The sequence below is a fragment of the Mesorhizobium sp. M0870 genome, from assembly GCF_040319775.1.
Lineage (GTDB): Bacteria > Pseudomonadota > Alphaproteobacteria > Rhizobiales > Rhizobiaceae > Mesorhizobium.
Map to the genome: position 1 here is coordinate 206,204 of NZ_JAMYOI010000001.1, position 26,586 is coordinate 232,789.

A 26,586-nucleotide genomic window follows, 5' to 3' on the forward strand; every position below is an offset into this window, starting at 1 on the left:
GCCTTTTCGCTTTCGAACCTTGGCGTCGCCGATATCGCCCGGCTGCGGCAGCGTGTTACATTTAGGGTACGGAGAACCCTCGATTCGAGATTGTTAGTCCAACCATTTGGATCGTGGATCAGCGAGTCCAGCTGGGCTAGTATTCTGTGGTGATTTCTTTGACTATTAATTCGTTGACCGCAATCCGTCGCATGTTAGACGGCTATGTGTTCCCAGGCAGCGCCAGAAAGAGCAAGAATATTAGCATGTTCTCAACAGCCTTCCCACATTTGAATGCCGCCGAACGCGAGGCGGCCAACGGGTGCACAACTGAAGAGGCTCTCGTTTTTCTTCGCCGAATGAGCCTGGACGACTTCGGCCTCTTCATGATTTCCTTGCCGAACAAGGATTATCCCAGTTTGTCACGTCTTCTGCCCGCGATGGCCAGTGACGAAGTCCAGAAGACCTGGACCGGGGCATCCGGTCTCGATCTGTACCGGCAAACCGCGTCGTTCGCCCGACAACTTGAAAACAATTATACCCGACATACCAAAAAGCCGCTGGCGGGCTCTGATATTCTCGACTTTGGATGTGGCTACGGACGCATCTTGCGCATGATGTACTACTACAGCGATCCATCGTCCATATGGGGTATTGACGCCTGGGATAAGTCTCTCAGCTTGTGTAGAGAGGCAAGATTGCCTGGCATGTTCGCTCAATCGGAGCGGATTCCTTCCGTGCTACCAGTCGACGACCAGAAGTTCGATCTGATCTTCGCATTCTCGGTATTCACACATCTGGCGCCTTCGAGCGCGAAAGCCTGCCTTATGGCAGTTCGCAAACACATCAAGCCTGGTGGATTGTTCGTGGCCACTATTCGACCAATTGAATTCTGGCCTTTTATCGATGGGATTCGAAAGACTTCGGTCGCTGCGAAAATGCAGTCGAACCATCGCCTTAACGGATTTGCTTATCTTCCTCACGGTGGCGTCGAAGGCGAAACCTATGGGGACATCTCTTGCGAGATCGACTTTTTGGGCGGTGACGGTTGGGATATGTGGGACATGATCGATCGATCATTGACCCGTTCCAAGTGTCGGTGCTGATGCAGCCCTCCGTTTAGCGACTGGGCTTTGGCAAGCAACGAAGGTGGGTCGCCGCACTTTGGGGCAACTCTCCCAAATGGGCACACCTTTTCTACTTCGCGGCAGGGATAGCGGGAGATCGCGTTTAACCGAGACGGCGGCGCACTTGGCGTGCTCGCGCGGATCGGTTCGCATCGCGAAAAAGTACCACTTCATGGTGCTATTCCAGCCTGTGGTTGGCTCCATTGTTCGAAAGGAACTGGGCAAAACGATCATATAGAACGGTGTACTTGCGCTGAAAGGCATCATAGTCGCCAGCCTGCACGAGCTCGCGGACGTCCAATTGTCCCACTTTACCGACAGGGACGTGCGGGATGCTCATAAGTTCCGCCATCTCCGTGGTTCTTGAGTCATGGGAAATTATGGTCGCGGGAACGCCGTTGGTCAACGCGATCAGGTTTCCGTGGAAGCGTGTCCCGACAGTGTAATCAAACCTTGATATGTAACTATCCCATTCCGCCAGGTCGAAGAACATTTTTGCGTTCTCTTTGATATGCTTTACATAGAGCGACGGGTCCATGCCCATATTCAGCTGGTTGATAATTGCCTGAGCGTTCTCTAAATCGGTTTTATTCCCCTCTCCAGAACGGAGCATTGCCATTTCTGGTTCTTCGTTCTGCAGGACGTAGGGATACTTTCTATCGATAGATAATTTCAAAAGATCAGCTTCAACGCGCCGGGCAGCTTCGGGATTGGCCGAATGCAAAAATACGTTTCGTGATCCGTTCACCGAAACCCTCAGGCTGGCGTCTGTTCCCGGCCGCTTTATTTTCAGGTCACGACGCAATTTGCGAAACAGACTGGGACATCCTACCTCGCTGACGTTTTTTATCCCAAAGTCATTCATGACCTCGGCCGTAAAATGACCTCGCACGCCCACGGTCTTGCTGCGTTCGGATATTATATGAAGAAAGCGTTTACTGCCCTCGGGAATATCTGTGACTTTGTTGCCGATGGCGGGTGCTTGCGCACCGAGGCCGGCGACCACGCATGGCAGCTTGGTCGGTTCTATGAAGTCAGCCAAATAGGACAAATCAAAATTCTTGAAAATGAAATTTGCCGCTGAGATAGCTATGATGTCGAAACGTTCGTTTGCCTCTTGCGGGGAATAGCCCAACCCCTGCCCGAATTCTTCAAAGCGAAGTTCCTCGAACAGAGACTGTCCTATCAGAAGATTTCCGGTGTTATATCCAATGACTTCGAATTTCTTTTCAAAGGCAATCTGCGGGTCGGGATGCGGAGCTATTGACGCTCCCAGAAAAAGAACTCTCACTAAAGTCTCCTCGACGCTCTGTAGACATCTAATTCCCCACAGTCACCAGCGTCGTCATTCTTGAATTGGAATACCAAATCGTTCACTGAGTTCACGGCTGTAGATGCTCGCTCGTTCGAGCGCGGCAGGTCCAAGATCGTGGCTGCGGATTGTATCGGCCTGTACCTGCCTGATCTCCTGTAGGTGCCTGAGATCGAAATTTCCTATGGTTACGCTCGACTGATGCCGGCGGTGTGAATTGAGCGAACGCGGGGAAAAAGCGATCGAACCATTTTCGAGCAGACGCAAATATGTCACCCAATCCCCGGCGTTGCGCAACGACATGATCTCTTCGCTGTGTTTGGCCATCGCATTCCTGAGCGCCTCCCTTCGAAACAAGACGCCGCTGACGTTCGGAATGGTGTTCTTGAGGTAAAGTGCCTCGGCGATTTCCCGGCGGCCGTCCACGACGTAGGGTTTCGTCCAGCGAGACCGGTCGATGTCCGACACATAGTCGAGATAGTGTTCGGACAAGACCCGGCCGGCGCCGTCCATCTGTCGCGACTGGCAATAGCTCATCACCACCTCCTCGCGTTCGAAGGCGGGCAGAAGCTCGGCCAGAAAATCGGGATCGGCGAGGTCGTCGGCTTCGGCGATCCAGACATAATCGCCGCGCGCCATTTCGACCCCCCGCATCCATTGGCGGAATACCGATCCTGAATTCTGCGCATTGGCCACCAGCCGGTATGGAATGTCGCAACCGGCCAGAAATTTCTCGATGACTTCGACGCTATCATCGGTCGAAGCATCGTCAAGCACGATCAACTCGTAGGGCTTTATCGTCTGATCGACAATGGAGCCTAGACGTGCGCCCAAGTATCGGGCGTAGTTGTAGTTAGGCACGATGACCGACACCCGCGGCAATGGCTTTTCGGCGTAAATCAGCAGATCATGCAGGTATTGGCTGAAGCTGAACTCCTGGCGGACGATATCGCGGCCAACGCTGGCGAGACGCCGGGCTTCACTTGGATTGTCGAGCAGATTGCCAATGACCTCGGCCATCGCATCGGTGTCGAATGCCTGCACGAGGATTCCGCAATCCCGCTTCAGCAGATCCTGGAAGCCACCAGCGCCCTCAAAGGCAACGACCGGCACTGTGGCATCCAGCGCCTCAAGCACCACCGAAGGGAATGGATCTTCACGCGAGGTCAAGGCGTAGATATCAGCGGCGAAATAGTATTCCTGCGGATTTTCCACCAATCCGACAAAGACGAAGCTGCCCTCAAGTCCCGCTTCCTTCACCCGCCGCATTTGCTTGGCGTGAAAGACAGTATCGACATGACCGACCCAGACTGCAACCGCATCCGGCCTGGATGCCACAACCTTGAGGCAAGCATCAAGGAAAAGATCGAGGCCCTTGCGATGGTCGGCATAGCCCGCGCACAGGATGATGCTCGCGTTTGTCGAAAGCCCTAATCTTGCGCGAACCGCCTCGCGGACCTGTCGGCGATCATCGGCGAGATAGGGCGTACGCAGATAGAGTCCTTGCGGCCTGACTACCGACTGGCTGACCGGTTGGCCAACAAACTCTTCGAATCCGGCTTTGACGATCTCGGCTGGGAAAACGACCGTTTCAGCGTTCTCAACAATGGCTGCGGCTGCGTCAGCAAGACCGTAGGACGCCAATATTCCGGGCAGTTCATGGACGAGGCAAACGGTGCGGAACCCTGCCTGCTTCAGCAGCGGGATGAGCTTTCCGGATACGGTGGTATTCACGACGGCGACCTCGGCACCGTTGTTTCTAATGGTGGCCAGACGTTTCAACACATCGGCATCGCCTTGTTCAGGCAAGTCGATCCTGTGCACGGTCGCGGCGTGGGCGAAACGGCCGAGCAGCGGCCCGTCGCCCAGCACGATGAGATCGGGCTCAAAACCAAGCTGCTTGAATCCCTTGGCCAGATTGAGAGCCAGCAATTGCGCCCCATGCGGGTGGGCGTCGTGGGAAACGATTGCAATCCTGGCCTTGGACTTCCCCTTCGCCGCCTCCAAAGCGTCGCGGGTCGCTTGCAGATAGGCGTGGCCGTTAACGCTATCGGGCTCCAGGTGAGCGCCTTCCGCCCACTCGTTCCAGGCATTGACGAAAACCACCCGCTCGGATGGCTCGCTAATATGGGCCAAGGTGTCCTCAATGGCATTGTCCAGCCATCTGCGATACAGCTCGGGGGTGTTGTTGATGAACACCGTGCCGCCGCGCTTGCGGCGTGCGGTATTGTCCCAGCCCGGGCAAACCGAACGGAAGAGCTTGTATTTGCGGGATGAATAGGTTTCGCTGCGTTGTGGGAATACCGACCAGTCATAGACGGTCGTGGCAAAATCCTCATGCAGCGGCGTCACTGTATGCGTGACATTTGGCGGCGCGGAATTGTTTGGCGGAAATTCCACGGCGGCATCGAACCCGTAGCGATGGGGGGGCACAGATTCGAAGGACTGGGTGTAGGCCAGGAAAATCTCGCCGATGCCGTTCTCCCGGCACCAAGTCCGCCAGCGCCGCGCTGTCTCAGCCGCCGCCGGGAGCAGGCTTGGCCGATAGACGAGCAACAGCGGCTTGCCATTGATGCGGATGTAGCGAGGGTCACGAAGATAGGGCGCGACCTCGGCGATGAACGCGAGATCATCCTGGGGGGAGTGATCCTGAGCGATCAGGATCTCCTGGTCCATTCCGTCCCAGCGGCGCGACCAATTCTCGTTGGCCCAGCAGACGCAGAATGGCATGTCGAGGCGCTTATCCTCGAGCCAGTTTTCGAGCGGCTTTTCCAGGAGCCTCTTGCCGCCGAACCAATAAAAATAGAAGCAGAAGCCTTCCACTCCATAGAGCCTTGCCATTTCGATCTGGCGATGCTGCACAGCAGTATCGCGCAAGTCGTAGTAGCCGAGCGTATCCGGCACGTGCGGCTGGTGGTGACCGATAAATTGCGGCTCAGCGGGCCGGACATTAGACCATTCGGTGAAGTCCTGTCCCCACCATTCATCGTTTTCGGGGATCGGGTGGAATTGCGGCAGGTAGAACGCGATGACGCGCACCGGCTTCTGGAGCAACGGCGGCGCATCGAGAAGCGGCACATAGACTGGTTCGGGCGAGAAGATCGGGCCGGAACTGACCAGCGCCCCGCGCAAGACCATCTCGTTGCTGCCCACAGGCGCTTGGGGTGCCTCCATGCTTCTCCAGGCGCGGTAGGCATTCGTAACGCCAAACAGCGAAGGAAAGGTCGAAAACGCCGCTCTCTTCAATTTTCGCTTGAGGTCGATGGAGAGCGGCAGATTGTGCCAACAACCGTAGGCACCCCGAATCGCCAAGCGGCGGACCCGTATGCGAACATCGCCGATAGCGCGGACGCGGCTCCCAATCCCCCGCAGAGGCTTGGTCACTCGCCAGGATGTGCTGGCATAAACGGCATCGAGAACCTCATGCAACCGGATTTCCTCGGATCGCGCCTCGTCGCGATCCGCAAGCAGCGCACTCGTCGCCCTGTGCGCCATCGACAAATTTTGTTGCAGGAGCTCGATCTCCTTGTCTCTCGCAATGATCTGTGTCCGCCCTTGAGCAATCTCGTCGTCTCTTGCGCTGACTTGTGTCCTTGCGCTTGAGATCTCGTCTTTGTAGGTCCGGATTTGTTCTCGCATTTCAGCCATCTCGCTGGAGAAAGCCTCGATACGCGCCCCATGATGCCCCACCAATTTCCGGTTGGTTTCGATCTCCTCCTCCATCGTTGTTGCCTTCAACGACCATGGATTTCCGGTTTGATCGATCGCCTTGCTCTTCGTCTCGTCGAGAAGAACCACGCTCCCGTCGGCGAGCGCGACCCGCCCGTGCACGTTGCGCGCGCCCAGGACGTTTTCCGGAATAGGCAGCTTCGTGACAATGCAAAGCGAGTTCAAGAACTCGACGGAATGAACCGACGCGAGAGAAGCCTCATCGAATGTGACTTTGTGCCTGTCGGCGAAAGTCGCCAAGGCATCGACCCGACGACGATCCAGTCCCCAATGCTCATGGTTGACTACATCAAGCAGGCGTTTGAAAAACGAGATTGAGGAAAGCGGATCGTAGAGACCGCCCTCGAACTCCTGCCAGTAACTGCAATGCAAATCCTCGGCGATGTACATGCCCCCTTCGGAAAGATGGGGGAAATATCGTGCGAACGAGCGTATTATATCCGAGGATAGGTGCGATCCGTCATCAATTATAATATCATACTTTTCCGACATCGAGATGATGTCGCGCTCTGTTTCATCAGTATTGGCGTCACCTACGGAGATCTTTATCTTCCGGCTGTCGAAAACGAGATTCCCGCAAGCCAGATTGACGTCACAACCAACGATTATTTCAGCATTGGGGAAATATTTCTGCCATATCTCCAGGGATCCGCCATTCTGAACTCCGATTTCCAGGATTCGAACCGGCCTGTCTCGATACTCTGAAAAAATATCGTCGTAGGTGCTGAGATAGATCGACCATTTATCCGACACTTTGCCGCGATGCGCGTCGTACAGGTCACGAAGTGAAAGAGCCTGCTTTGCAGGCCTTGCCGTTTTGGCTTTGGCGCGTGCCTTGCCAGCAGGCATCGCATCGCGCAAGGTCTCGGGTGACGGGTGCTTGTTCATGCCGTCAATACTTGTTTCATCTCACTGGCTAGGAGTCGGTGCACCACCGCCTCCGTCGATTGCCGCCAGTCCGGCGCATCCCACGCGAACGCCGCCGCGAATTTCGCGCTCGACAGCCGGGAATTGGCGGGGCGGCGCGCCTTGGTTGGGTAGTCCATCGTAGCAATGTCCCGTACCCGCGCCCAGGGACCACCCAACACGCGGCTTGTGTCGAGGATATGGCGGGCAAAGCCGCTCCAGTTGGCCTCGCCGGTTCCGGCCAGATGATAGATGCCGGATGTGGCGGCGCCCTCGTGCAGCTGTGCCGCCGCATGCAGGATTGCGTCTGCGATATCAAGTGCAGATGTCGGATTTCCCCATTGATCGGCCACCACCGCGATCTCGTCGCGGTCGGCGGCCAGCCGCAGCATGGTCTTGACGAAATTCTTGCCGAACGGGCTGTAGACCCATGCCGTGCGCAGGATCAGATGGCGCGGATTGGCCGATGCAACCGCCTGCTCGCCGGCAAGCTTGGAGGCGCCATAGACGCTGGCTGATGCGGTCGCGTCGGTCTCGACATAGGCCGCGTCCTTGGTGCCGTCGAAGACATAGTCGGTCGAAAGATGAATGACGGGAACGCCAAGCAGCGCCGCCGCTTCCGCCACCTTGCCGGCGCCGATGGCGTTCACCGCGAATGCCAGATCGGGCTCATCCTCGGCCTGATCCACCGCCGTGTAGGCGGCAGCCGACACGACGATATCCGGCTTCGCGGCCGCGATGGCTTCGATCACGGTGTCGGGTCTTGAAAGGTCGAGTTGCGGACGGCCAATGGCGATGACCTCAACGCCGGCGGTCGCCTGGCCGGCCTCCAGGAGGCTTGCCGCGACCTGCCCGTCGCGTCCTGTGACAACCAGCCTCACGCCGCCCCCTTGCGCGCTTCGCCCAGCCGTTCACCGGCATAGCGCTGCTCGCGGATCGGTCCCCACCACCATGTGTTGTCGAGAAACCAGTCGATGGTCTTGGCGAGGCCGCTGTCGAAATTCTCATTGGGCGCCCAGCCCAGGTCCCGGCCTATCTTCGAGGCGTCGATGGCATAGCGGCGATCGTGACCGGGGCGGTCGGTGACGAAGGAAATCAGGTCGCGATAGCTCTTGCCCCCTGCCCGCGGCCGCCTGCTGTCGAGGAGATCGCAGATCGTCTCGACGACGCCAAGGTTCGTCCGCTCGGAATTGCCGCCGACATTGTAGCTTTCGCCCGGCAGTCCCCTGGTCGCGACAAGTTCCAGCGCGCGCGCGTGATCCTCGACGAACAGCCAGTCGCGCACATTGGCGCCGGCGCCATAGACCGGCAGCGGCTTTTCATCGAGCGCATTGAGGATGACCAGCGGGATCAGCTTTTCGGGAAAGTGATAGGGCCCGTAATTGTTCGAGCAATTGGAAAGCACGACCGGCAGGCCATAGGTTTCGTGCCAGGCCCGCACCAGATGGTCCGAGGCCGCTTTCGAGGCGGAATAGGGCGAGGATGGGGCGTAGGGCGTTTCCTCGACGAACATGCCGCCGTCGAAGGGAAGATCGCCGAACACCTCGTCGGTCGAGACATGATGGAAGCGGAAATGGCTCTTCCTGTCTTCGGGCAGGCCGCGCCAGTATTCCAGCGCGGCATTGAGCATCTTGTAGGTGCCGACGATGTTGGTTTCGATGAAGGTGCCCGGCCCATCGATCGAGCGGTCGACATGGCTCTCGGCGGCAAGGTTCATGACGATGTCGATATCGTCGCGCCGGAGGATGTCGAGCACCGCCTTTTCGTCGCAGATATCGGCCTGCGCGAAGCGATAATTGTGTGCGTTCTCGATCGGCCGCAGCGAGGCCAGGTTTCCCGCATAGGTAAGCTTGTCGAGATTGGTCACCCGATAGGCCGGGTTGGCGCACAGATGCCGGCACACCGCCGAACCGATAAAGCCCGCACCGCCCGTCACCAGAAAATTCATGCCGCTGTCCTCACGTAACCCATCAGGCGAACACCTCGGCGGCGGCCAGCAGCGGCGCCTTGAGGTCCTTGTCCGAGAGCTGGAACCCGCCGGTCAATGACGGCCATTCGATGCCGATGTCGGGATCGTCGAAACGGATCGACCGATCATGCGCCTGCGAATAGGTGTCGGTCACCTTATACAGGACCTCGGTGTCGGGCACGAGCGTCACGAAGCCGTGCGCGAAGCCTTTCGGCACCAGAATCTGGTTGCCCTTCTCGGCCGATACTTCGAGAGCGACCCATTTTCCGAAGGTTTTCGAACCGCGGCGAATGTCGACCGCCACATCGAGAATGCTGCCCCGGATGACGCGCAGCAGCTTGTCCTGCGCGCGCGGCGCAAGCTGATAATGAAGCCCTCGCAAGACGCCCGCCGCGGCGGAATAGGAATGATTGTCCTGCACGAAGGCCAGGTCTATGCCGGCCTGCGAAAAGCGCTCGGCATTGTAGGTTTCCACGAAGAAGCCGCGCGCGTCGCCATGTCGCTTCGGAACGATTTCCAGCACGCCATCGATGCCAAGGGGCCTGACCTCCAACGCCTAGCCCTCCGACAGGTCGACGACACGCCGGCGCAGATAGGCGGCATATTCATTCTTGCCCAGGTGGTCGGCGCGACGCAGAACCTGGTCCACTGTCAGCCAACCCTGTTCAAAGGCGATCTCTTCGGGACAGGCGACCTTGATGCCCTGGCGGTGCTCGATGGTGCGCACGAATGACGAGGCCTCATGCAGGCTGTCATGCGTGCCGGTGTCGAGCCAGGCAAAGCCGCGCCCCAACCGATGCACATGCAACTGGCCGCGCTCGAGGTAGACGTTGTTGACCGCCGTGATCTCGAGCTCGCCGCGCGCCGAGGGACGGATGGCAGGGGCGATGTCGACGACGTCGTTGTCATAGAAGTAGAGACCGGTGACCGCCCAGTTGGATTTCGGCACCTGCGGCTTTTCCTCGATCGTCAGCGCCGTTCCTGTGGCCTTGTCGAAGGAAACCACGCCATAACGCTGGGGATCCTCGACATGATAGGCGAACACCGAAGCGCCCTTTTCGCGCGAGGCTGCGTCGCGGCAAAGCTGCGACAGCCCGTCGCCGAAATAGATGTTGTCGCCGAGGATCATCGACACGTTGTCCTTGCCGATGAAATTGCGGCCGATGATGAAGGCCTCCGCCAGCCCGTTGGGCTGCGGTTGCTCGGCATAGGACAGGTCGAGGCCGAACTCCGATCCATCGCCAAGCAGATCGCGAAAAATCGGCAGGTCACGCGGCGTCGAAATGATCAGAATTTCACGGATACCCGCGAGCATCAGAACGCTCAGCGGATAATAGATCATCGGCTTGTCGTATATCGGCAGAATTTGCTTAGAGACTGCTAATGTTAGTGGATAAAGACGCGTTCCACTGCCTCCAGCAAGGATAATTCCTTTCAAGAAGCTCTCCTTGACATGCCTGAACCCCCCGGCCCCAGCCGCCCGTGCTTAGGTTCCATGCAATGGCTTGTCAATCTCGGCGTTCGGCAAACGACCGGGTCACGGTCCAGCGCCAATCCATGGCCAATTCCAGGCGACGCATTGCTATCGTCTTGCCAAGGCCGGCCTGACGGGAACAAGCAGATTGTCATCATGGGCCTCGGTCGACTCGCCTCTCTGGCTTAACCGCCCAGCGAATCCCTTGTGAAAGATGATGCCATTCATATAGGCGAAAGTCATCGCAAGCGCCGCCGTTCGCATGGGATAATCGACCAGGGAATGAACGAGCAGAAACGATACTGAGAGAAATGCCATTTTCTGCAGCGGATCTCGCCGTGCCGCAAGGGAAAACGCAAAAACCAATACCGAGTAGGCCGCGACCAGAAAGACAACAGGCGCGCCACCTTCAAGTGCCAATTCCAGATAATCATTGTGGGCGTGATTGACGTAGGGCTTGAAGATCATCTCTCCCTTTTCGTAAATCTGGTAGACTTTCGGAAAACTGCCAAAGCCGACGCCCGTCGCCCAGTTCTCTTCAATTCCCGCGATCGTCGTGCGGGCAAATTCGGCCCGTCCAAAGGCCGGGTCAACCACTTCCTCATCGATCTTCGTCCACGCCCCGATCGTGTAAAGCGAAAGCCCGATGAAGACAGCGGGTATTCCATACCCGCCCAGCCTCGAGCGCGCGGACAGAAAGACAACCGATATTATTGTGATCGCCAGCCCTATCAGAATACCGGCGCGCGAACCGGCGGCCAGGAGCAACAGCAGCAGCGTTATCAAGCCGAGCGACCCGGACAGAAGGTGCCCGCGAAACAGGCCGTAGTAGACGACGAAGGGGACGGAGACGAAGAGCAAAGCTGAAAAATGGTTCTGGTTGGCAAACAGTCCCGCATTGATCGTGAACGGCAGCAAACCCTGTATGGCAACCGTGTCGGAGAGCGAATACTGGATCGCCGCAGCCAGTCCGTTACAGATGACACCCATGAAAAAGAAGGGCAGAAGACCGTAGATCTGATCTGGGCGCAAGCGGGTGACGCTCAGAAAGAATGCAGCCATCGCCACGAAGTACAACAGACACTCGATCGTACGTCCCACGCCGACACTGACGAAACGCAGCCCGGTTTCACCGCTCAGCCATGGATTTGCAAGTAAAACCTCAGGCCGCAATCCGCTCAACAGGGCGGCAGGCAGCGGCACGATCTGAAAACAGAACACGGCTAGGCCCAGAGCAAGCAACCACAGGGCCGAGCGAGGGATGCCGTGCTCCGACGGCCTTGAAAAGACGGCCGCGGCCGCTGCAATCGCCGCCACCTCGATCAGCGCTTCGGTGTAGAGACCGCTCGCGGTGCCGCCGCCAATCAGCACTGACAGGAAAAGAACCGACCCAAGCAGATATTTTTCCCATTCCGTGGACCGGGTTGACCGCTCTCTCAAGATGAAACTCTTTCGATGCTCAATTTGTGCATGACCAGCGTGCCAACGTACCGAAATCGCCAGCTCTCAGCGATGGCAGCTGTTTCCAGCCGCAACAATTGCATGGGACACGCGCCTGGTCCGATCGCGAAATCCAGGCTCAACTGCCGCCGATTGAATGTGCCTTCCGGAATGTTGAACCGCGCTATTTCGCCCGCCGGATCCGCGCATCTGATGGACCAGAACAACTGTTTGGGCAGCTTCAGGTTTCTCGCGGAGGCGATCAGGGAAATCCTGTAGGAGCCGGGAGGCAGTTCGACATATTGCTGGAGCGCGGCGTTCTTCACCGGCGTATTCAGGAATCGAACAGTCGCTCCGCTATCGCTTTCGCCGACATCGCGCGCCCCGGCAAAGGTAATTTCCAGACCGGAGGGGTCGCGAACCTGCCAGTCGAATGGCTTGTCGCTGAGGATATGCTCAAAGCCGCCGTTGAAAATGTATCCGGCCAGTGTCCGCTCCTGATCGGACAGACTGAACAGGAACAGCCGATAGGCCGCCTCGTATTCCTTCTGCCGGATGTACCCGTTGATTACGGCAGACAACTCCTTCAACGTCGGTTGTGAGCTCGATCCGGCAAGGTCCAGCAACAGTTGATTTGCGACGCGCAGGCCCCGCGGATCCTTACCAAGGGCGGAGAAAAGATTGGACCTCCACGGTGCCTCGATCCTTAAGGCTGCCAGGACAGCCTGATATCCGTCCGGGTTTGAAAGAATAGCCGGCATGCCCGCCGCAATGACTGGAAATCTGTCGGGCCACCGACGCAGCAACGTGTCGATCTCGGCAACGGCCTTTGACAGATCGCCCACTGCGATCGAGCGATCGATCGATCTCTGAAGCGAATGGATTTCAGTCTTGGACAGCTTTCGAGCCTGGTCGAAGAGTTCAAAAGCCTCGTCTTTCTCACCTTGTCGATACTCAATCTCGCCTATCAGGCTGTAGAGCCGGGCATCCGCGACATTGAAACGAAGCGCGCCCTTCGCCTTTGTCGCCAAGACGTCGAGATCAACACCGTCGCCTGTTTCGCTCAACCGACCGGCAATTTCGCCTATCAAGGCATCTGTGTTCAAGGGATCGAGCGCAAGCGAGACGGCCGGCGTTTCCGACTCAAGAAGCCGACTTAGCCCTATCGACGAAACCGCCAACACCAGAACGGAGGCGACGAACCAAACGCCTGAACGCCGGAGATTTCGCGTGAGCGGGCTGGCCTGCTCCGTCATCGACTTTGCCCTCAATTTTCGGGGTACTCGCGCCATAGTCGTAGTACTGATAGTTCATGTATTTATAGGCGTAATTGTAATCGAACTTGTTGACCGTAAATTTCGACATCGCCGCTCCGATCACGTTCGCACCGGCTGAGCGCAGACGCTTGAGTGCCGTTTTGGCTGACTTGCGTGTGACCTGATTGGTCGAAACGACCATCAATGTGCCTTCGGCAAGCCGGCTGAGGATTGGTGCGTCGGAAAGACCGACGACCGGCGGGGCGTCGATGATGACCAGATCGAAGCGTTTGCCTAGATTGGTCAAGATCAACGCCATCTTCGGCGACGAGAGCAGGTCGGCCGGATTCGGCGGAATCGTTCCGGACGTCAGCACGGTGACATTGGGGTATTTCGTCGGTCTGAAAATGCTCGGCAGATCGTCCTTGCGAACGGTATTTGTCAGCAGGTTGCTCAACCCGATCGCATTGTCGAGGCCGAACAGCCGGTGCAGGTTGGGTTTGCGGAGATCGCCGTCGACAAGCAGAACCCTTGCGCCGAGTGCCGCGAAATCCTGGCCAAGCTTGAACGACGTGGTCGACTTGCCTTCCGACGGTTCCGAACTGGTCACCAGCAGCGATCGCGGCGCGCCCTCCGCACCGGAGAACTGCAGCGATGTTCGCAGCGAACGATAGGCCTCGGAGAGCCCGGATTTTTGATCGGCGATGCTGGCTATGAGTTCGCGGTCACCGACAAGCGGCAGGATGCCGAGCATCGCCAGCCCCAGCTCTTTCTCGATCTGCTCCGGGTTGGTGAAAGTGTTGTTCAGCAACTCGATGATGTAGATGATCGATGCAGCCAGGGCCATGAAAAGCGCGAGAGCGACTGCAAGATTGATGCTCAGACGTGGAGAATAGGGGGCTGTGGGCAGCGAAGCGAAATCGACTATCGCAGCGCTTTGCGTCTTGAGCTCCGAGCTAACGCCGACTTCATTCAGCTTGGCGATAAGGCTGTCATACTGCGATCGGTTGGAGTCGACTTCGCGTTTTAGGATCGTGTATTTGATATTCTTGTCGTTGAAGACGACCTGCTGCCTCTCCATCTCCGCGAGCTTGGACTTGAGGTCGGTTTCCTTGTTCTGCGCTTCCTGATATTTCAGCCGCAACGAATCGGTTATCGCCAGCACGCCGTTGTTGTAGAGTCGCTGCAGTTCCTTGATCTGCGATTGCAATTGCTGCATTTCCGGAAAACCGGGCTTCAGGATGCCCAATTTCTGCTGATACTGGCTGGTCAGATCCGCCAGCTTATCGCTAAGCTTCTGCAAACCTTCGCTTTCCAGAACCGGACCGAGGCTCGACCCGCGGCCCTTTTCTATCTGATCGACCACCCGCCCCGCATCAAGACGCTCCTGGATTGCCGTGGCCAGGGCGGTGTTCAGGGCTTCGATGTTGGAGCCGATCAGCGATTTGTCATCGCCGGTAACCGTGATGCCGGCATCTTTTGCATAGGTGACCAGTTCCTCTTCGGAGGTCTGCAGCTTTTGCTTCACTTGCAAAACCTGTTCCTGGATGAACTGCCGTGCCAGGTCAGAGGTCTCGCTGGTCTGATCGAGACGTTGATCGATAAAACTCTGCGCAACCTGATTGGCAACGTCGCTTGCATATTTCGGCTTTTGATCGACGAAGGTGATCGATAGCAGGCTTGTATTGGTGACCAGATTGACCGTCAGATCTTCCTGGATGCGCTTGATCGCAATTGCCTCGCGCTCTTCGGGCGTTTTCTCCTCAATGGAGGGTGACTTGGACATCCCGAACGCACGGTAGACAATATTGCTCGGGGAAAAGCTCGGCGTCGGAAACAGAAAATCCGGTTTTTCGCTAAGCCCAAGCTGGAACACCACGCGCTGAGCCAATGCCCGGCTCTTCAGCTTCTCCCGAGCGGTCAGGAAGGCCCGGACGTCGCTGTTTTCGGAAACAACCTCAATGTCCTGAAACACTTTCGCCGAAGGCACCAGAACTTCGAGCTGCGTCGTCGCCAGATATTTTGGTGTCTGCATCATCGTCACGATGACGCCGGCAACGAGCCCGGCCGCTGCCATCATGACGATCAGCCAGCGATACTGGACGATGTATAAAAGCAGCTTGAGCGGGTTGAACCCCTCATCCTGGCCCGCATAGTCGCGACCATAGGGACCGTAGTTTTGCGGCACGTCGTAATAGGAGTCCGCGGACAGGGCCTGGCCATGTCCGGGTCCGGCAAGTTGGGGCTGCCTGTTGCGATCGAGCATACGCGAGGTGATCCTGGGGTTGTCCGTGTCTACGGAATGACCGCAATGCGGGCAGCGCTGGAGGCGAGGCCCAGCGCATCCTTCAAATTGTTCATCGCGATTTTCGACTTCGAAGCAAAAACGACGACCACGTCGCCGCCATAGATCCGCGGGTTGCGGTTCTTGCCGGCGCGGATTTCCTCGACATTGTAATTTGCGACCAGCTTGTTTTGGCCGACATTGCGATAGACGAAGACCTTACCGGCATCACCGACCGGATTGAACCCTCCGGCAAGGGCGATCGCGTCGAGCAAGGAAGCGCTGCTGGACACCGGATAAATGCCGGCCTTGTTGACTTCACCATCGACCGTGATGCGCTGGCCAATCGACTCCTTGACGAAAATCGTCACGTCAGGCGACTGCAAGTACTTTTCACCGTAGGCAGTCTCGATTTCCTTCTCGAGCTGACGAACGGTCTTGCCGGCTGCGGTCATGGTTCCAATCAGCGGAAGCGAAATCTGCCCGCCCGCGTCGACCTGAACTGTTCTGTTCAAATTATCGACCTGAAACACACTGACCTCGAGTACATCGTTGGCAGACAGCGGCTGCTCGCTGCCGTTCTGGGTATTCTGCGGCGGCGGGAGATCCTTGACCACCTGCAGCGTACCACCGCCTGAGAGCGCCGATGAAGACGCCATCGGCTGCAGCGCATCGACAGAACTGGTGGAGGACGTCGATGTCGACGAAGTGCTTGCGCAAGCAGATATTGCTAGCGATGCGAGCAAAGCGGGCACGGTGCCCGCATGACTTCTTGCAAGATCGAAAATGCCCATCAAAGAGCCCCGCTCTTGAACAACCGGCCCAATCCGCCAAACCGCCCCGCACTGCTGCCGCCCGATTTCCTCGCGCTTTGCTTTCCGATGGGCACGAGCGGCCGATTTTGCAATATCGCGTCCGGGCGTTTCACTGCCATGTTGTAAGCCTCATCTTCCCCACACCGGTTCGCGATGGCGACAACCGCCTGCGAAAGCCCTGGCCGCCGCCGGCTGGCGCCGTGCGTGTCGGAGGCGACAATATCCACCCTGCCCTCATCCAGCAGCTTCTCCGAGTAGTAGAGCGCCGTACGTCCAAAGGCCCCCGTCACAGAATCAGCCGTGAGCTGAATAAGGCAGCCTAGCGTATTCAACCTCTCGATGACGTCGTAATTCGCCTTGATCCAGGTCAACCGCTCTGGATGAGTGAGGATCGGCACGAAGCCGGCGCCTATGAGACGCGCGGCGAAATCTTCGAGCCGCGGAGGCAGAATGTGATGTGGCGGTTCGAACAGGAAATAGCGGGATCCGTTCAGAGTCGGCACCGTACCAAGCCTCAACCGATCGGGAAGATCAGGCGCGAGATGAACATCAGCGCCAACGTATAGGGTAAGCGGTATGGCAGCGCGATGAAGCTCCAGTTCCAACGCCTGAACAGCCTCGGCAATGTTTGGCGTGGCGTTCTCATAAACCCCAGGCATTACATGCGGCGTACATGCCATATGCGTTGTACCGTCGGCGACTGCCAGCCGTGCCATCTCCAGCGACATGGCCAAGTCAGGAGAACCGTCATCGAGACCGGGCAGGATATGTGAATGCAGGTCGATCATTGGCGTTTCTGGTTGAGAGGAGGCAAAGCTTCGCCTCGACAAAAATAGAAACGCGTCACCCGCATGAAGGCGAATGACGCATTTGACAAATTTACGCAAAACAACGGGGGTCGTATCCCGCCTATTGGCTGACCGCGTCGTCGTCATCCTGCAGGCCGATAATAAGGGCGACGGCACCACCGACGGCGGCGCCGCCCAAGAGAACCGGCAGCATGCCAGGTTCTGAGCTGGCGGGTACGATCGTCGCAGATGGTGTCTCAAGCGAAACGCACATGCCGCCTTCGATAGGGTCGACCTTGACGGTGGCATTGGCTGGAATATCGAGCGCGCAATTGGCTCCGATAGCCAGCGAAGCAGACGCATGCGCCCCGGTCATGATGCGCGCGCCCGCATACACCGGCGCCTCGGCATCCACCCCTGCATAGCCGCTGGCCTGGGACATCTGGACATCACCCCGGACCTGCGTAAGACGACCTATCGCGTCTTCGGACGCCGGCACGGGCGCAAGACAGGAACAGGTTTGCTGAGCTACAGCCTCGGGAGCGGCGAACAGGACGCCCCCTGCGACGAATGCAACAAAAGCAAAAGCAGCCCCGAACCGATGGCAACTCATCATTTTACCCCACCAAAACCTGTAACTCGCCCTGTTGGTACGAATTACAGCCCGCCCCGCTCCAAGCAATAGAACAATATGGTTAACAAACCCAACAAACCAGCCGGCCCCGCCAACCTATCCAGACCCTTCTCTACAGCGGCCGACGCCGCCATATCTTCGTCAGCGGCTGACGCCGTTGTCGTCGTCCTGCGTCGCCGCGAGCACGCCAGACGTCAGAAGCGCCCCGGCGAAAATCGCCTCCGGCGGACCGAACCCAGCGCCGCCCCCGGAGGGCTGAATAGCAGCCGTCTGCTCCGAGCCGACAAGCTTGAGGCAAATGTTGTCGCCAAGGCGGGAAACGTCGAGGCTCGAATTGGCCGAAACCTCCAGATTGCAGCCGCCGACCAGAACGGAGGCCTCGCCCTTGGCGCCAACCACCACACGGCTGCCGAAATCGAGCGCGCTTCCAACCTTGGCAGCGCCATAGCCCGCCGTCTGCGACACCATCACATCACCGATGGCGGAACGGATGGATCCGATCGGGTTTGCCGAACCTTGATAGGGTGTCGCGCAGCTGCACGAAGCATCCTGGGCAAACGATGAAGCTGGACCAAACCCGATTGACACGACAAATACGGCAAGCGCAGTTTTAACCACAAGGTTCATCAGTCTTCGATCCCTTCTTGCTGCACCACTTCAGACGCACCCAGTCAAAGGCAGTGCATCAGCGCGTACCAGTTTTTGGCCACAATTCCAACCTGTTTCGCGCGCGCGAAGCGATTTAAGCTGATGCGTGTCTGTCCGTGCACAGTACTTTAGCCAAATCGCATTAATAGTTTTCGACTAACTTTCACAGGTTTCTTATTATCGGGCAAAAATTTGACGTCTCCTTTCTGTGGTGACTGGCTCGATAAGATTTGACCAAGCTGAGCGCGCCAAACCTTCCGACACCCAAGCTAATATATTGAATTATAGATACATTTTCGGTGTAGATATTCCTGCTGACAGCATGTAATTCGAGATCGGCTCGATACCAATCGCGGCCAACGGGGGTAGACGGCCGGCTCGGCTACCCATTCCTCATCTCTCGGCCATGGAGATCTGGCTCCATGCCCCCACCTCGATCCAATTCACCAAGTCGACGTGCCTCAGACTTGGAGCCTTTACCGCCTATTTTGGCCGTACCACGTTCCCTTGCCGGTTCCATGTTGGGCCAGATGGTTCGCTTCGACCAGAATGGCCAAGTGTTTTTTGACGGTATTTCGGTTTGCACCTGTCAAGTTGACGATCTCGCTGATGGTTATGCGCCCACGCTCATTGATGGCCTCAACGATTTGCAGCGAGAGTTCGGGCAACGTGCCGAGCACAAGGCGCTCCCGCTCGATTTTTTTCTCCAACCTCCGCTTTTGCTGCTGCAGAGCGCGTAGGAAATACACAGCCCATGGCTGCCAATTGGGGTTCGGGCTGCGGATCGTCTTCTGGGTCTGGCGTAGCGCCAGATAGTAGCCTTCCTTGCTGTTCTCAATCACGCTTTCGAGGGAAGAGTAAGGCACATACACATATCCGCTGCGCATCAGCAGGAGCGTCGTCAGAACGCGCGACAGCCGTCCATTCCCGTCCTGGAATGGGTGTATCTCCAGAAACACCACCGTGAAGATTGCGACGACGAGCAGAGGGTGAAGGCTTTGCTCGTTGAGTGTGTCGCGTGTCCACTCGACGAGCTCTTTCATCCGCTTCGGCGTATCAAAAGGCGTCGCCGTTTCGAAGATGACGCCGATCTCTTTTCCGTCGGCATCGAACGCACTGACATTATTGGCAAGTGTCTTATATGCACCGCGATGGCGTTCATCCTTGTTGCTGAACGCCAGCAGGTCACGGTGTAATTGTGTCAGGTGGTTTTCGGTCAGATCAATCGCATCGAAATGTGCGAAGATCATTCCCATGACCTGCGCATATCCGGCGACTTCCTGCTCGTCTCGGGACTCAAAGAATTTGATGTCGAGGTTGGCGAGCAGCCGCTCCACTTCGCCGTCAGTAAGCCTGCTTCCTTCGATACGGGTAGAAGAGCCGATGCTCTCGATGGTCGCAACGCGGCGCAGAGCCGATAGGCGCTCCGGAGCGAGCGCGCCCATCGCTCGCCAAGCCCCTTTGAATTCGTCGATCTCCGAGACCAGGGCAAGGATTTCGGTGGTAATTTGCAGAGAGTCGATCTTCAGGGTCATACCCACAAATATACCCACAAATACCCGAAAATTCAAGAACCGACATACCCAAGAAAGGACCCATAAATACCCAAATACGGGCAGCCGGCCAGCTTGAGAACAAGACCCACTCACTTCGCCGCAAGAGGCTCCGGTCTTTACTGGCGACCTGCTCAGCAAGGTTTGTACGTTGCGCCGGCCTGAACCGGCTGGCCGCAGAGAATTCCGCCCTGCGTAAGTATGGTGGCCAAATCTTCGCCCTCGGCCGTCAAGCACTGCACAACAAGGGTATCGCCAACCCTGGAGGCGATCTTGCCGTCGCAAGGTGTTCCGGCACCGACAGGTTTGCAGGCCAGGACGAGCCCCTGGTAGTCTCGGCGCGCCGCTTCCGTCACCAGGAGGCGCATAGCCTGAGGCCTGGAAAACGCCGCTCCGCACAGCAGGATCTTGCGACCGCCGACGCGTAGATCATCGACCGATGGGATTGCGAGCTTGCCGTCAAACGGCTTGAGCTCGGCTACCGGCTTCGCGGGGGACGGGCCGCCCCTCTGCATCACGATGATGCCCAGAAAGCCAACACCAAACAAAACAGCCACGACGGCAAGCAACGCTATGCTCCTGACTGACAAAACCATCCTCCATCCGACCCTGTGCGGCCGGTCCGCTCATTTCGTCGCAAGGGCGCTCAGTCTTTCTATCTGCTGCATGTACTTCTCGATGACGATCGTTTCCGAAAACTGCCGCTCGACCTTGTTTCTGCTCTGTGCCCCCATCCTGTCCCTGGACGAGCCGTCCAGCCGCGCAAACTCGACCATCTTGCTCGCAAGGTCATCAGGGTCCCTCACCTTGCATAGGAAGCCATTGACGGAGTGGTCCACCACTTCCCTGCATCCTGGCACGTCGGTTGCGATCAGCGGCTTGCCCATCGCAGCCGCCTCGAGCAGCGAGCGCGGCGTTCCCTCCCTGTAAGAGGGCAGCACGACACAATCGGCGGCACGCATGAAAGGCCGCACATCGTCGGTGGAGCCGAGATATTCGACCAATCCCTCGCCAACCCATTTTTCCACGTGCTCGCGGCTGACCGCGGTCCGGTTTTCGACATCAAGAAAGCCGAGTAGCTGGAAACGCACTCCGGGCACCTCACGGCAAACCCGACGGGCCGCCGTGATGAACTCGCCGACACCCTTGTCCCAGAGAAGCCGGGCCACGAGAAGAAAGACGATGGCGCCAGACCCGGTGCGCGCTTCGGACAACGGGGCAAAACGCACGAGGTCGATCCCGGAGCCAGGCAAAAGCGCGGTTCGATCCTTGCGAACCAGACGTTCGTCGACGAACAGCATCCGGTCATCGTCATTCTGGAAGAAAACCATTTTGGAACGGGCCAATGCCACCCGGTACAAGGCCTTGGCAATCCTGAGCAGCAGACCACCGCGGACGAACGCCGTCCCCAATCCCGAAATGTTGTTGATGACGGGAATGCCGTTCAGATTGGCCGCGATGGAGCCGAACACATTGGGCTTGATCGTGAAGCCGACAAACGCCAGCGGTCTCTCGCGCCGCAAGAGACGCCAGTAGCGCCACAGAAGGACCAAATCCCGCAACGGTGACGTGCCGGAATTGTCCATGTCGAGTTCGACATAGCGGCAGCCCATGGCCCCAATCAGCGGAGAATACTCGTCTCTCGGCGCGACGACGACCACGTCATAGCCACGGCTCCGCAGCGCCTCGATCAGTCCCTTGCGGAAATTGACGACATTCCAGGATGTGTTTATCGAGACGACTATCTTGTTGCGAGCAACGGCCGTCATCTCTGCCCACCCGGATATGACGACGGCGCTCTCAACAGCATATCCGCAAACCGATCCGGCGATCTTTCCGACAAGGTCTTTCCGTACAAGGCCGACCGATCACCGACTTGAATGACCTTCAGCAGTGCTTCCGCAATTTCCGACGCGCCAAAGCCGGCTGAAATCTCCAGGCCCGACAGCATGTCCAGATCTCCCGCACAGGGGGTGGTGACGATGCCGGGAATCCGGCAAGCCATCATTTCCAGAAGGACGTTGGGAAATCCCTCCGTCGCCGACGTAAGCAAGCCGGCACGCGCAGCGCGAAACAGCGGAAACGGGTTGTCTCTCTGGCCGAGCAGATTTAGTCGCGAGGCCAGATCAAGCTTGCCGGCGCGGGCTCTCAACTCCGCTTCCATGGGGCCAGAGCCAACCATGGTCAGCTCATAATCCTCGCCGGTCCTTCGTCTGACTTCGGCCAGCACATCAACCGCGATCGTCGGACGCTTCACATCGATCAGCCGGCCGCACCAGACTATCTGCGGACGGCGGGAAAGTATCTCGGCGTCGTGCCCGGACAATGCCTGCATGGACATTTTGACGATGAGATCTTCGTCGACCGGGTTGGGCAAAGTACACAGCTTGGCGATTGCTCGCCGGGGCAATACGTCACGCAGGCGTTCATTCATATAGCTCGTTTGCGCGACTATCATGTCTTGGCTGCCATAGGCAGCGTAGAGCGCCTTGTAAGCGAGCGCGCGAGGACCCTTGAAGCGATCCAGAAGTACCGTGGACTCGCGGGCGACCAGCCTATGGCTGCGGAGAAGTCCAATGCTTCGGGCGGCAGCCAGAAACGAGTTTACCCGTGCGTGACTCGAGAACACCAAATCGTACCGACGCCGGAGCAGCCGCGGGGCGAGCAAAAACTCGCTCATGGCCTTGCCGCCGCCAAAGCCGTAGCTGCACCGAATTCCGTCCTGGTGTGATCCAGCGGCCTCGCCCGCCGCCTGGCTACCCAAGAAACCGATTTCGACGTCCCAGTCGGGTCGCCTCGCGAGTGCGCGCGCAACAAGTTTCAGGATGGTTTCGGCACCGCCTCTTCTGTCGAGCGGAATGGCGATCAGCGCGAGCTTCCTTTTCATGAGCCGCGGGAACTCACTGTTTTCGCCGAAAGACATAGGCGTAGGTTTCCGCGGCATCCTTGCGGAGAAACAGGGCCGAAACGCCTAACCAGATGCGCCAGGCAAGAAAGGCCGGCACGAAAAAATAGAAGTAGGAGCTTTTCCAGAACAGACGGCGCTCGACAAGTTCCAGGTCGTTCCGTTTTGCGATTGTCTCGACGTCACTGGGCAAGCACTTGTCGTAGAAGGCCGGAAACCCGTCATGACCCATGCCCTTTTCAGGATAGATCGCAAAAAGCAGCCGTCGCTTCATCCCCTCCGGCAGGACCCGATTCAATCTGGCAAAAACGGCGTTGCGCGAGGGCGAGAAAATGGCAACCATGCCTCCCGGCTTCACGCAACTGGCAATGCCGCGCAGGGCACCCTCGCCATCACGGACGTGCTCGAGCGTTGCCTGGCAAATGACGACGTCAGCATCGCCCCTCCCCCTAAACGAGGTAAGGTCCGCTTCAATCTCCTCGTCGTATATTCCGCGTGGCGCTTTCGACAACTCTTCCGCGTCGAGGTCGAGCCCAACGACAAAAAGCCCCAGGCGCCGCTTCTCCGAAAGACTGACGAACGGCCTGGCACCCCCGCCAAGATCGTAAACCCGTGCGTTTGAGGTAAGTAAGGGAGGTGCTATCTCCGTCGCAAAGGTCCGGTTGCCGTCGATGCGAAGGCGCCGCGGCAGAGCACTGTCCAGGAGCTCGGAAATGGCCACATTCGCGCGAACAAACTTTCGCAATATCGACACTGCTTCACCACCGGTTTCGTCTGGCGATCTGCGCCCACTCGGATTTGACATCCGCGCTATATCCTGTGGAAGACGTAGAGCCGCGTATGATGCGAAAATGGGCCGAGCAACCGGTCCGCGGCAGCACGCAAACCTCTCAGGATTCCATTCTTGCTGTCGTACCAGGCCTGCATCGGCTTGGAGAAAAATGTCTCGTCCTTCAGCCCCTTGAAGCCTCCCCTTGGCTGTGATCCCAGAAGCTTGAAGCCGTGCTGTTCGAAACTGGAAACAATCGAAGACGGCTCAAGAACGAACTGGTAAAATCCGGCCTGTTCACCTGAAAACCTGGGATAGAGACCCATTCTGATCTTCAGCCGTCGGAGAGGAGAAATGCTCGGCACTGTCACGAAGGCAACTCCTCCTGACCGGATGATGCGCCTCATCTCCAATGCGATCTCATCGTAACCGTCGAAGAAGTGCTCGATCACCCCCAGAGACCACACCCCATCGAAGAATTCGTCCGCGAAGCCCGTTGCTCGAACATCCCCCACGGTCACTTGCAAATGGGGCGCGGCACGGTTCACCATCCCCACGGTCTTCTGCGCGAAGTCGATCCCGTAGGCGGAAAAGCCTGCCTGGTGGAGGCCATGGACCGTATTGGCCAAGCCACATCCAGCGTCCAGGATCTTGGCCGATCCGGTCAGGTATCGCCTGGTGGTTTCAACGACAAAGCGATCCGGCCTCAAGACAATCCCTTCGGCCCAGTGAGAATCCCAATAGTCGTCATCAGCCACCGTGCCGACATGGACGATGCGCCTGTTTTCCTCGTCGTAGAGTGCTTTCTTCTCATTCATTTCTGGCATCCGGCCCGACCACCAAAACAGTGCGCTGTTTCGCATCAGGCCCTTGGTCTGCAATCACATTCCTCAATGCGAAAAAGGAACAGGCAGCGGCAACGACATATCCGAACAAAAACGCCATTTCACTGCCAAGCGGCACCCGCCACCAAAGGCCCAATGCCGCCAGACAACAGCAAGCCAACGCCCCTATCGCGTAGGAATAGGTCAACGTCATCGCTTTGCTCGACCGAAGCGCAAACGGATCGATGATCACCTTTTTCGTCCTGTTGACCAGAACAGCACAAGAAACGATCCCGAACACCACAGGGTCAAAAGACTTCCCCAGCCATCCGGAGGCATGGCCCGAGAAAAACAGGCCAACTATTCCGGCCGCCGCCGCGGTCGCAAAAATGAGTGCGATGGCCGCTCCCTCGAACAGTCCGCGCCGAAACTCCCTGACGTTTCCATTTGCGGCGCTGAGAAACGCCCTTGGCACGAAAACGAAGCTGGCCGCATTCATGAAGAAGCCGACGGACCGTTGTGAAAGATCGACACAAAACGAGAAGACACCGAGATGGGTCTCGGAGCCAAGCAACAAAACTATGTATCGGATGCCGACAAACACGCCGCTCTCGGCCAGATTGCTCAACACAAATCCCCAGCCAGTGACCAGAGACCCGGCAAGATAGGAAAAGCCAGGCCGTCTCAGATTCCTAGGTCCCAGCAAGGCAAATGAAATCAGCGCTCCGACGAAATAGCTGAGCGAAAAGGCTGCAAGAGCCGAGCCTACTTTCGCATCTCCGACAAGCAGGACTATGGCTCCTGCCTGGTATGCGACGGCCTGGCCAATCGCCGACCAACCGTACGCCCACAAGCGCAGTTGTGACCTCAAAATCTCTTGAAGTGCGGTGTGCAAGCCGAAAGAAACGATGATGGTCGCGGCAACGGCATTGCCAAATCCCAGCCACGTCAGTGCCAGTCCAGACAGGACGACAAACAACGCCACAACTGCCAGCACGGTCAAGATGGACGATACGTACTCTCTACCCATTCCCGCGGCATGCATTTTTGCGGAAACCGGCATTATCGAATAGGTCGCGACTCCAAAAACAAGTGTCGAAATAAATGAAACTGTTGCAATCGTCGTGCTGAAAATACCGTACTGTCCAGTCTCCAGATGGCTGCCGATGTACAGCAACGTCGCTATGTTCAGAAGACCAGGAACAATTCGTATTACGATGGCTTCCACCAACTTCCACAGGCTGGCTTCTTTCATGAAGTCACCCGCACGAATGACCTCTTGAGCAAGAACGGGAAACTCAAGGCACCAAAGCTCAAACAGGCAAGAACCGCCTTGCCCAGGAACCGAACCGACCGATATCGTCCTAGCCAGAACGCCTTGATGTAGTTCAAGTTCAGCAACAACATCGGGTATGCATTTTGCCGCTGAAGAAGCCGAATCCTTGCCGTCATCCCCTCCGGCAAATATCGTTTTCGTCCAATCTCGACATTGACACAGATAACGTCGTACTCGATCGCCAATCTGGACCAGAGAAGAGATGTTGGAACACGGCGGAACCGCCCCGCTGGGGGCACGGCAACCCGTTTAAGCAAAGGAGTTTTGATGACCTCCTTCTTGTCGCCGACCACCCGTTCGTCGGCCCGCATCTTTATCAGGTTTGTCCGTTCCGATGGAAATGGCTCTGCTGCCGTCTCTGGGTGGCCAAGAGCCATCGAGAACACAAAACCCGCAATCTTCTCATCGACACTTCTCTGCGAGAGGTGCTCACAGACTTCCGGCAAGCGATCGGTGAAGAGATCGTCGTCATCATCGAAGACCATGCAATAGTCGCCAGTCGCGGAAGCAATCGCCGAAAACATCGCGCGGCCTCTGCCGTCATTCGGGCCGGTGGTGACCACCAAACTGGCATCGCGAGATGCGATTTCCGCAAGCGCTTCGTTCGTTCCATCGGTCGAACCGTCGACATGGACGCATATCTGCAATGGGCAGTCCGTACGCAACAGTTGCTGAACCAGCGCCGCAACGCGATCCCGCCGATTGAACGTGGGGATGCAGACGCTCAATAGCGCCTGGGACTGCAATGGATTGCAGACTGCCTGTTTGCGAGCCGTATCGATTCCATCTGCTCCTGGTTACGTGATCATGGAACAGCGCGGATCAGCCGGGAAACGCC

At 57.6% G+C, this 26,586-nt stretch carries 22 protein-coding genes; 1 reads left to right on the forward strand and 21 read right to left on the reverse strand.

Translation table 11 applies throughout. The annotated features are described in order from the left end of the window. Positions 1–191: 191 nt before the first annotated feature. Complete coding sequence (locus tag NKH97_RS00970; RefSeq protein ID WP_352795233.1) at positions 192–1,085, forward strand: class I SAM-dependent methyltransferase; 894 nt, start codon at positions 192–194, stop codon at positions 1,083–1,085. Positions 1,086–1,284: 199 nt separating this feature from the next. Here the strand turns inward: NKH97_RS00970 and NKH97_RS00975 are convergent, their stop codons facing one another. The 21 genes from NKH97_RS00975 to NKH97_RS01075 all read right to left on the reverse strand — a co-directional run bounded on the left by NKH97_RS00975 (position 1,285) and on the right by NKH97_RS01075 (position 26,494). After that, positions 1,285–2,397 (reverse strand): polysaccharide pyruvyl transferase family protein, encoded by a 1,113-nt coding sequence (locus NKH97_RS00975; protein WP_352441348.1) that lies wholly within the window; start codon positions 2,395–2,397, stop codon positions 1,285–1,287. 54 nt (positions 2,398–2,451) lie between these two features. Continuing rightward, a complete protein-coding gene (locus NKH97_RS00980; RefSeq protein ID WP_352441349.1) occupies positions 2,452–7,035 on the reverse strand; it encodes a glycoside hydrolase family 99-like domain-containing protein in 4,584 nt (1,527 codons plus the stop codon). Continuing rightward, on the reverse strand, positions 7,032–7,934 hold the full coding sequence (rfbD, locus tag NKH97_RS00985) for a dTDP-4-dehydrorhamnose reductase (RefSeq protein ID WP_352441350.1): 903 nt from the start codon (positions 7,932–7,934) through the stop codon (positions 7,032–7,034). Before rfbD ends, NKH97_RS00980 begins: the two co-directional genes overlap by 4 nt. After that, complete coding sequence (gene rfbB / locus NKH97_RS00990; protein ID WP_352441351.1) at positions 7,931–9,001, reverse strand: dTDP-glucose 4,6-dehydratase; 1,071 nt, start codon at positions 8,999–9,001, stop codon at positions 7,931–7,933. Before rfbB ends, rfbD begins: the two co-directional genes overlap by 4 nt. A gap of 22 nt (positions 9,002–9,023) precedes the next feature. Beyond that, positions 9,024–9,575, reverse strand: coding sequence for a dTDP-4-dehydrorhamnose 3,5-epimerase (gene rfbC / locus NKH97_RS00995; RefSeq protein ID WP_023808534.1), 552 nt, complete (start codon positions 9,573–9,575; stop codon positions 9,024–9,026). A gap of 3 nt (positions 9,576–9,578) precedes the next feature. After that, a complete protein-coding gene (rfbA, locus tag NKH97_RS01000) occupies positions 9,579–10,460 on the reverse strand; it encodes a glucose-1-phosphate thymidylyltransferase RfbA (RefSeq protein ID WP_023808535.1) in 882 nt (293 codons plus the stop codon). Positions 10,461–10,604: 144 nt separating this feature from the next. Next, positions 10,605–11,936 carry an O-antigen ligase family protein gene (locus tag NKH97_RS01005; RefSeq protein WP_352721789.1) on the reverse strand — a complete coding sequence of 444 codons (1,332 nt, stop codon included), beginning with the start codon at positions 11,934–11,936 and terminating at the stop codon, positions 10,605–10,607. Then, positions 11,933–13,192, reverse strand: a complete 1,260-nt coding sequence (locus NKH97_RS01010; RefSeq protein WP_352795234.1) for a tetratricopeptide repeat protein — start codon at positions 13,190–13,192, stop codon at positions 11,933–11,935. Before NKH97_RS01010 ends, NKH97_RS01005 begins: the two co-directional genes overlap by 4 nt. Further along, the gene (locus NKH97_RS01015; protein ID WP_352441354.1) at positions 13,080–15,458 is read right to left on the reverse strand and encodes a GumC family protein; all 2,379 of its coding nucleotides are present in this window, start codon (positions 15,456–15,458) and stop codon (positions 13,080–13,082) included. Before NKH97_RS01015 ends, NKH97_RS01010 begins: the two co-directional genes overlap by 113 nt. 29 nt (positions 15,459–15,487) lie before the next feature. Further along, positions 15,488–16,270 (reverse strand): polysaccharide biosynthesis/export family protein, encoded by a 783-nt coding sequence (locus NKH97_RS01020; RefSeq protein WP_031212196.1) that lies wholly within the window; start codon positions 16,268–16,270, stop codon positions 15,488–15,490. After that, complete coding sequence (locus NKH97_RS01025; RefSeq protein WP_352441355.1) at positions 16,270–17,079, reverse strand: tyrosine-protein phosphatase; 810 nt, start codon at positions 17,077–17,079, stop codon at positions 16,270–16,272. The genes NKH97_RS01020 and NKH97_RS01025 overlap by 1 nt, the downstream gene beginning before the upstream one ends. Positions 17,080–17,200: 121 nt before the next feature. Next, on the reverse strand, positions 17,201–17,521 hold the full coding sequence (locus NKH97_RS01030; protein WP_352441356.1) for a hypothetical protein: 321 nt from the start codon (positions 17,519–17,521) through the stop codon (positions 17,201–17,203). Positions 17,522–17,854: 333 nt separating this feature from the next. Then, positions 17,855–18,181 carry a hypothetical protein gene (locus NKH97_RS01035; RefSeq protein WP_352441357.1) on the reverse strand — a complete coding sequence of 109 codons (327 nt, stop codon included), beginning with the start codon at positions 18,179–18,181 and terminating at the stop codon, positions 17,855–17,857. A 656-nt stretch (positions 18,182–18,837) separates the two neighbouring features. Beyond that, positions 18,838–19,896 carry a Fic family protein gene (locus tag NKH97_RS01040; RefSeq protein ID WP_352795235.1) on the reverse strand — a complete coding sequence of 353 codons (1,059 nt, stop codon included), beginning with the start codon at positions 19,894–19,896 and terminating at the stop codon, positions 18,838–18,840. 152 nt (positions 19,897–20,048) lie between these two features. After that, a complete protein-coding gene (locus NKH97_RS01045) occupies positions 20,049–20,483 on the reverse strand; it encodes a hypothetical protein (RefSeq protein WP_127295725.1) in 435 nt (144 codons plus the stop codon). A gap of 57 nt (positions 20,484–20,540) precedes the next feature. Then, complete coding sequence (locus NKH97_RS01050) at positions 20,541–21,683, reverse strand: glycosyltransferase family 4 protein (protein ID WP_352795236.1); 1,143 nt, start codon at positions 21,681–21,683, stop codon at positions 20,541–20,543. Further along, the gene (locus tag NKH97_RS01055; RefSeq protein WP_352441360.1) at positions 21,680–22,837 is read right to left on the reverse strand and encodes a glycosyltransferase; all 1,158 of its coding nucleotides are present in this window, start codon (positions 22,835–22,837) and stop codon (positions 21,680–21,682) included. Before NKH97_RS01055 ends, NKH97_RS01050 begins: the two co-directional genes overlap by 4 nt. Next, entirely contained in the window at positions 22,815–23,624 is an 810-nt protein-coding gene (locus NKH97_RS01060) for a class I SAM-dependent methyltransferase (RefSeq protein WP_128302898.1), read from the reverse strand. Before NKH97_RS01060 ends, NKH97_RS01055 begins: the two co-directional genes overlap by 23 nt. A 5-nt stretch (positions 23,625–23,629) precedes the next feature. Then, positions 23,630–24,406: a class I SAM-dependent methyltransferase gene (locus NKH97_RS01065; protein ID WP_352441361.1), complete on the reverse strand. Its 777-nt coding sequence runs from the start codon at positions 24,404–24,406 to the stop codon at positions 23,630–23,632. Further along, positions 24,399–25,667 carry a polysaccharide biosynthesis protein gene (locus NKH97_RS01070; protein WP_128302896.1) on the reverse strand — a complete coding sequence of 423 codons (1,269 nt, stop codon included), beginning with the start codon at positions 25,665–25,667 and terminating at the stop codon, positions 24,399–24,401. Before NKH97_RS01070 ends, NKH97_RS01065 begins: the two co-directional genes overlap by 8 nt. Continuing rightward, positions 25,664–26,494, reverse strand: coding sequence for a glycosyltransferase family 2 protein (locus NKH97_RS01075; RefSeq protein ID WP_023808550.1), 831 nt, complete (start codon positions 26,492–26,494; stop codon positions 25,664–25,666). Before NKH97_RS01075 ends, NKH97_RS01070 begins: the two co-directional genes overlap by 4 nt. Between the last annotated feature and the right edge of the window lie 92 nt (positions 26,495–26,586).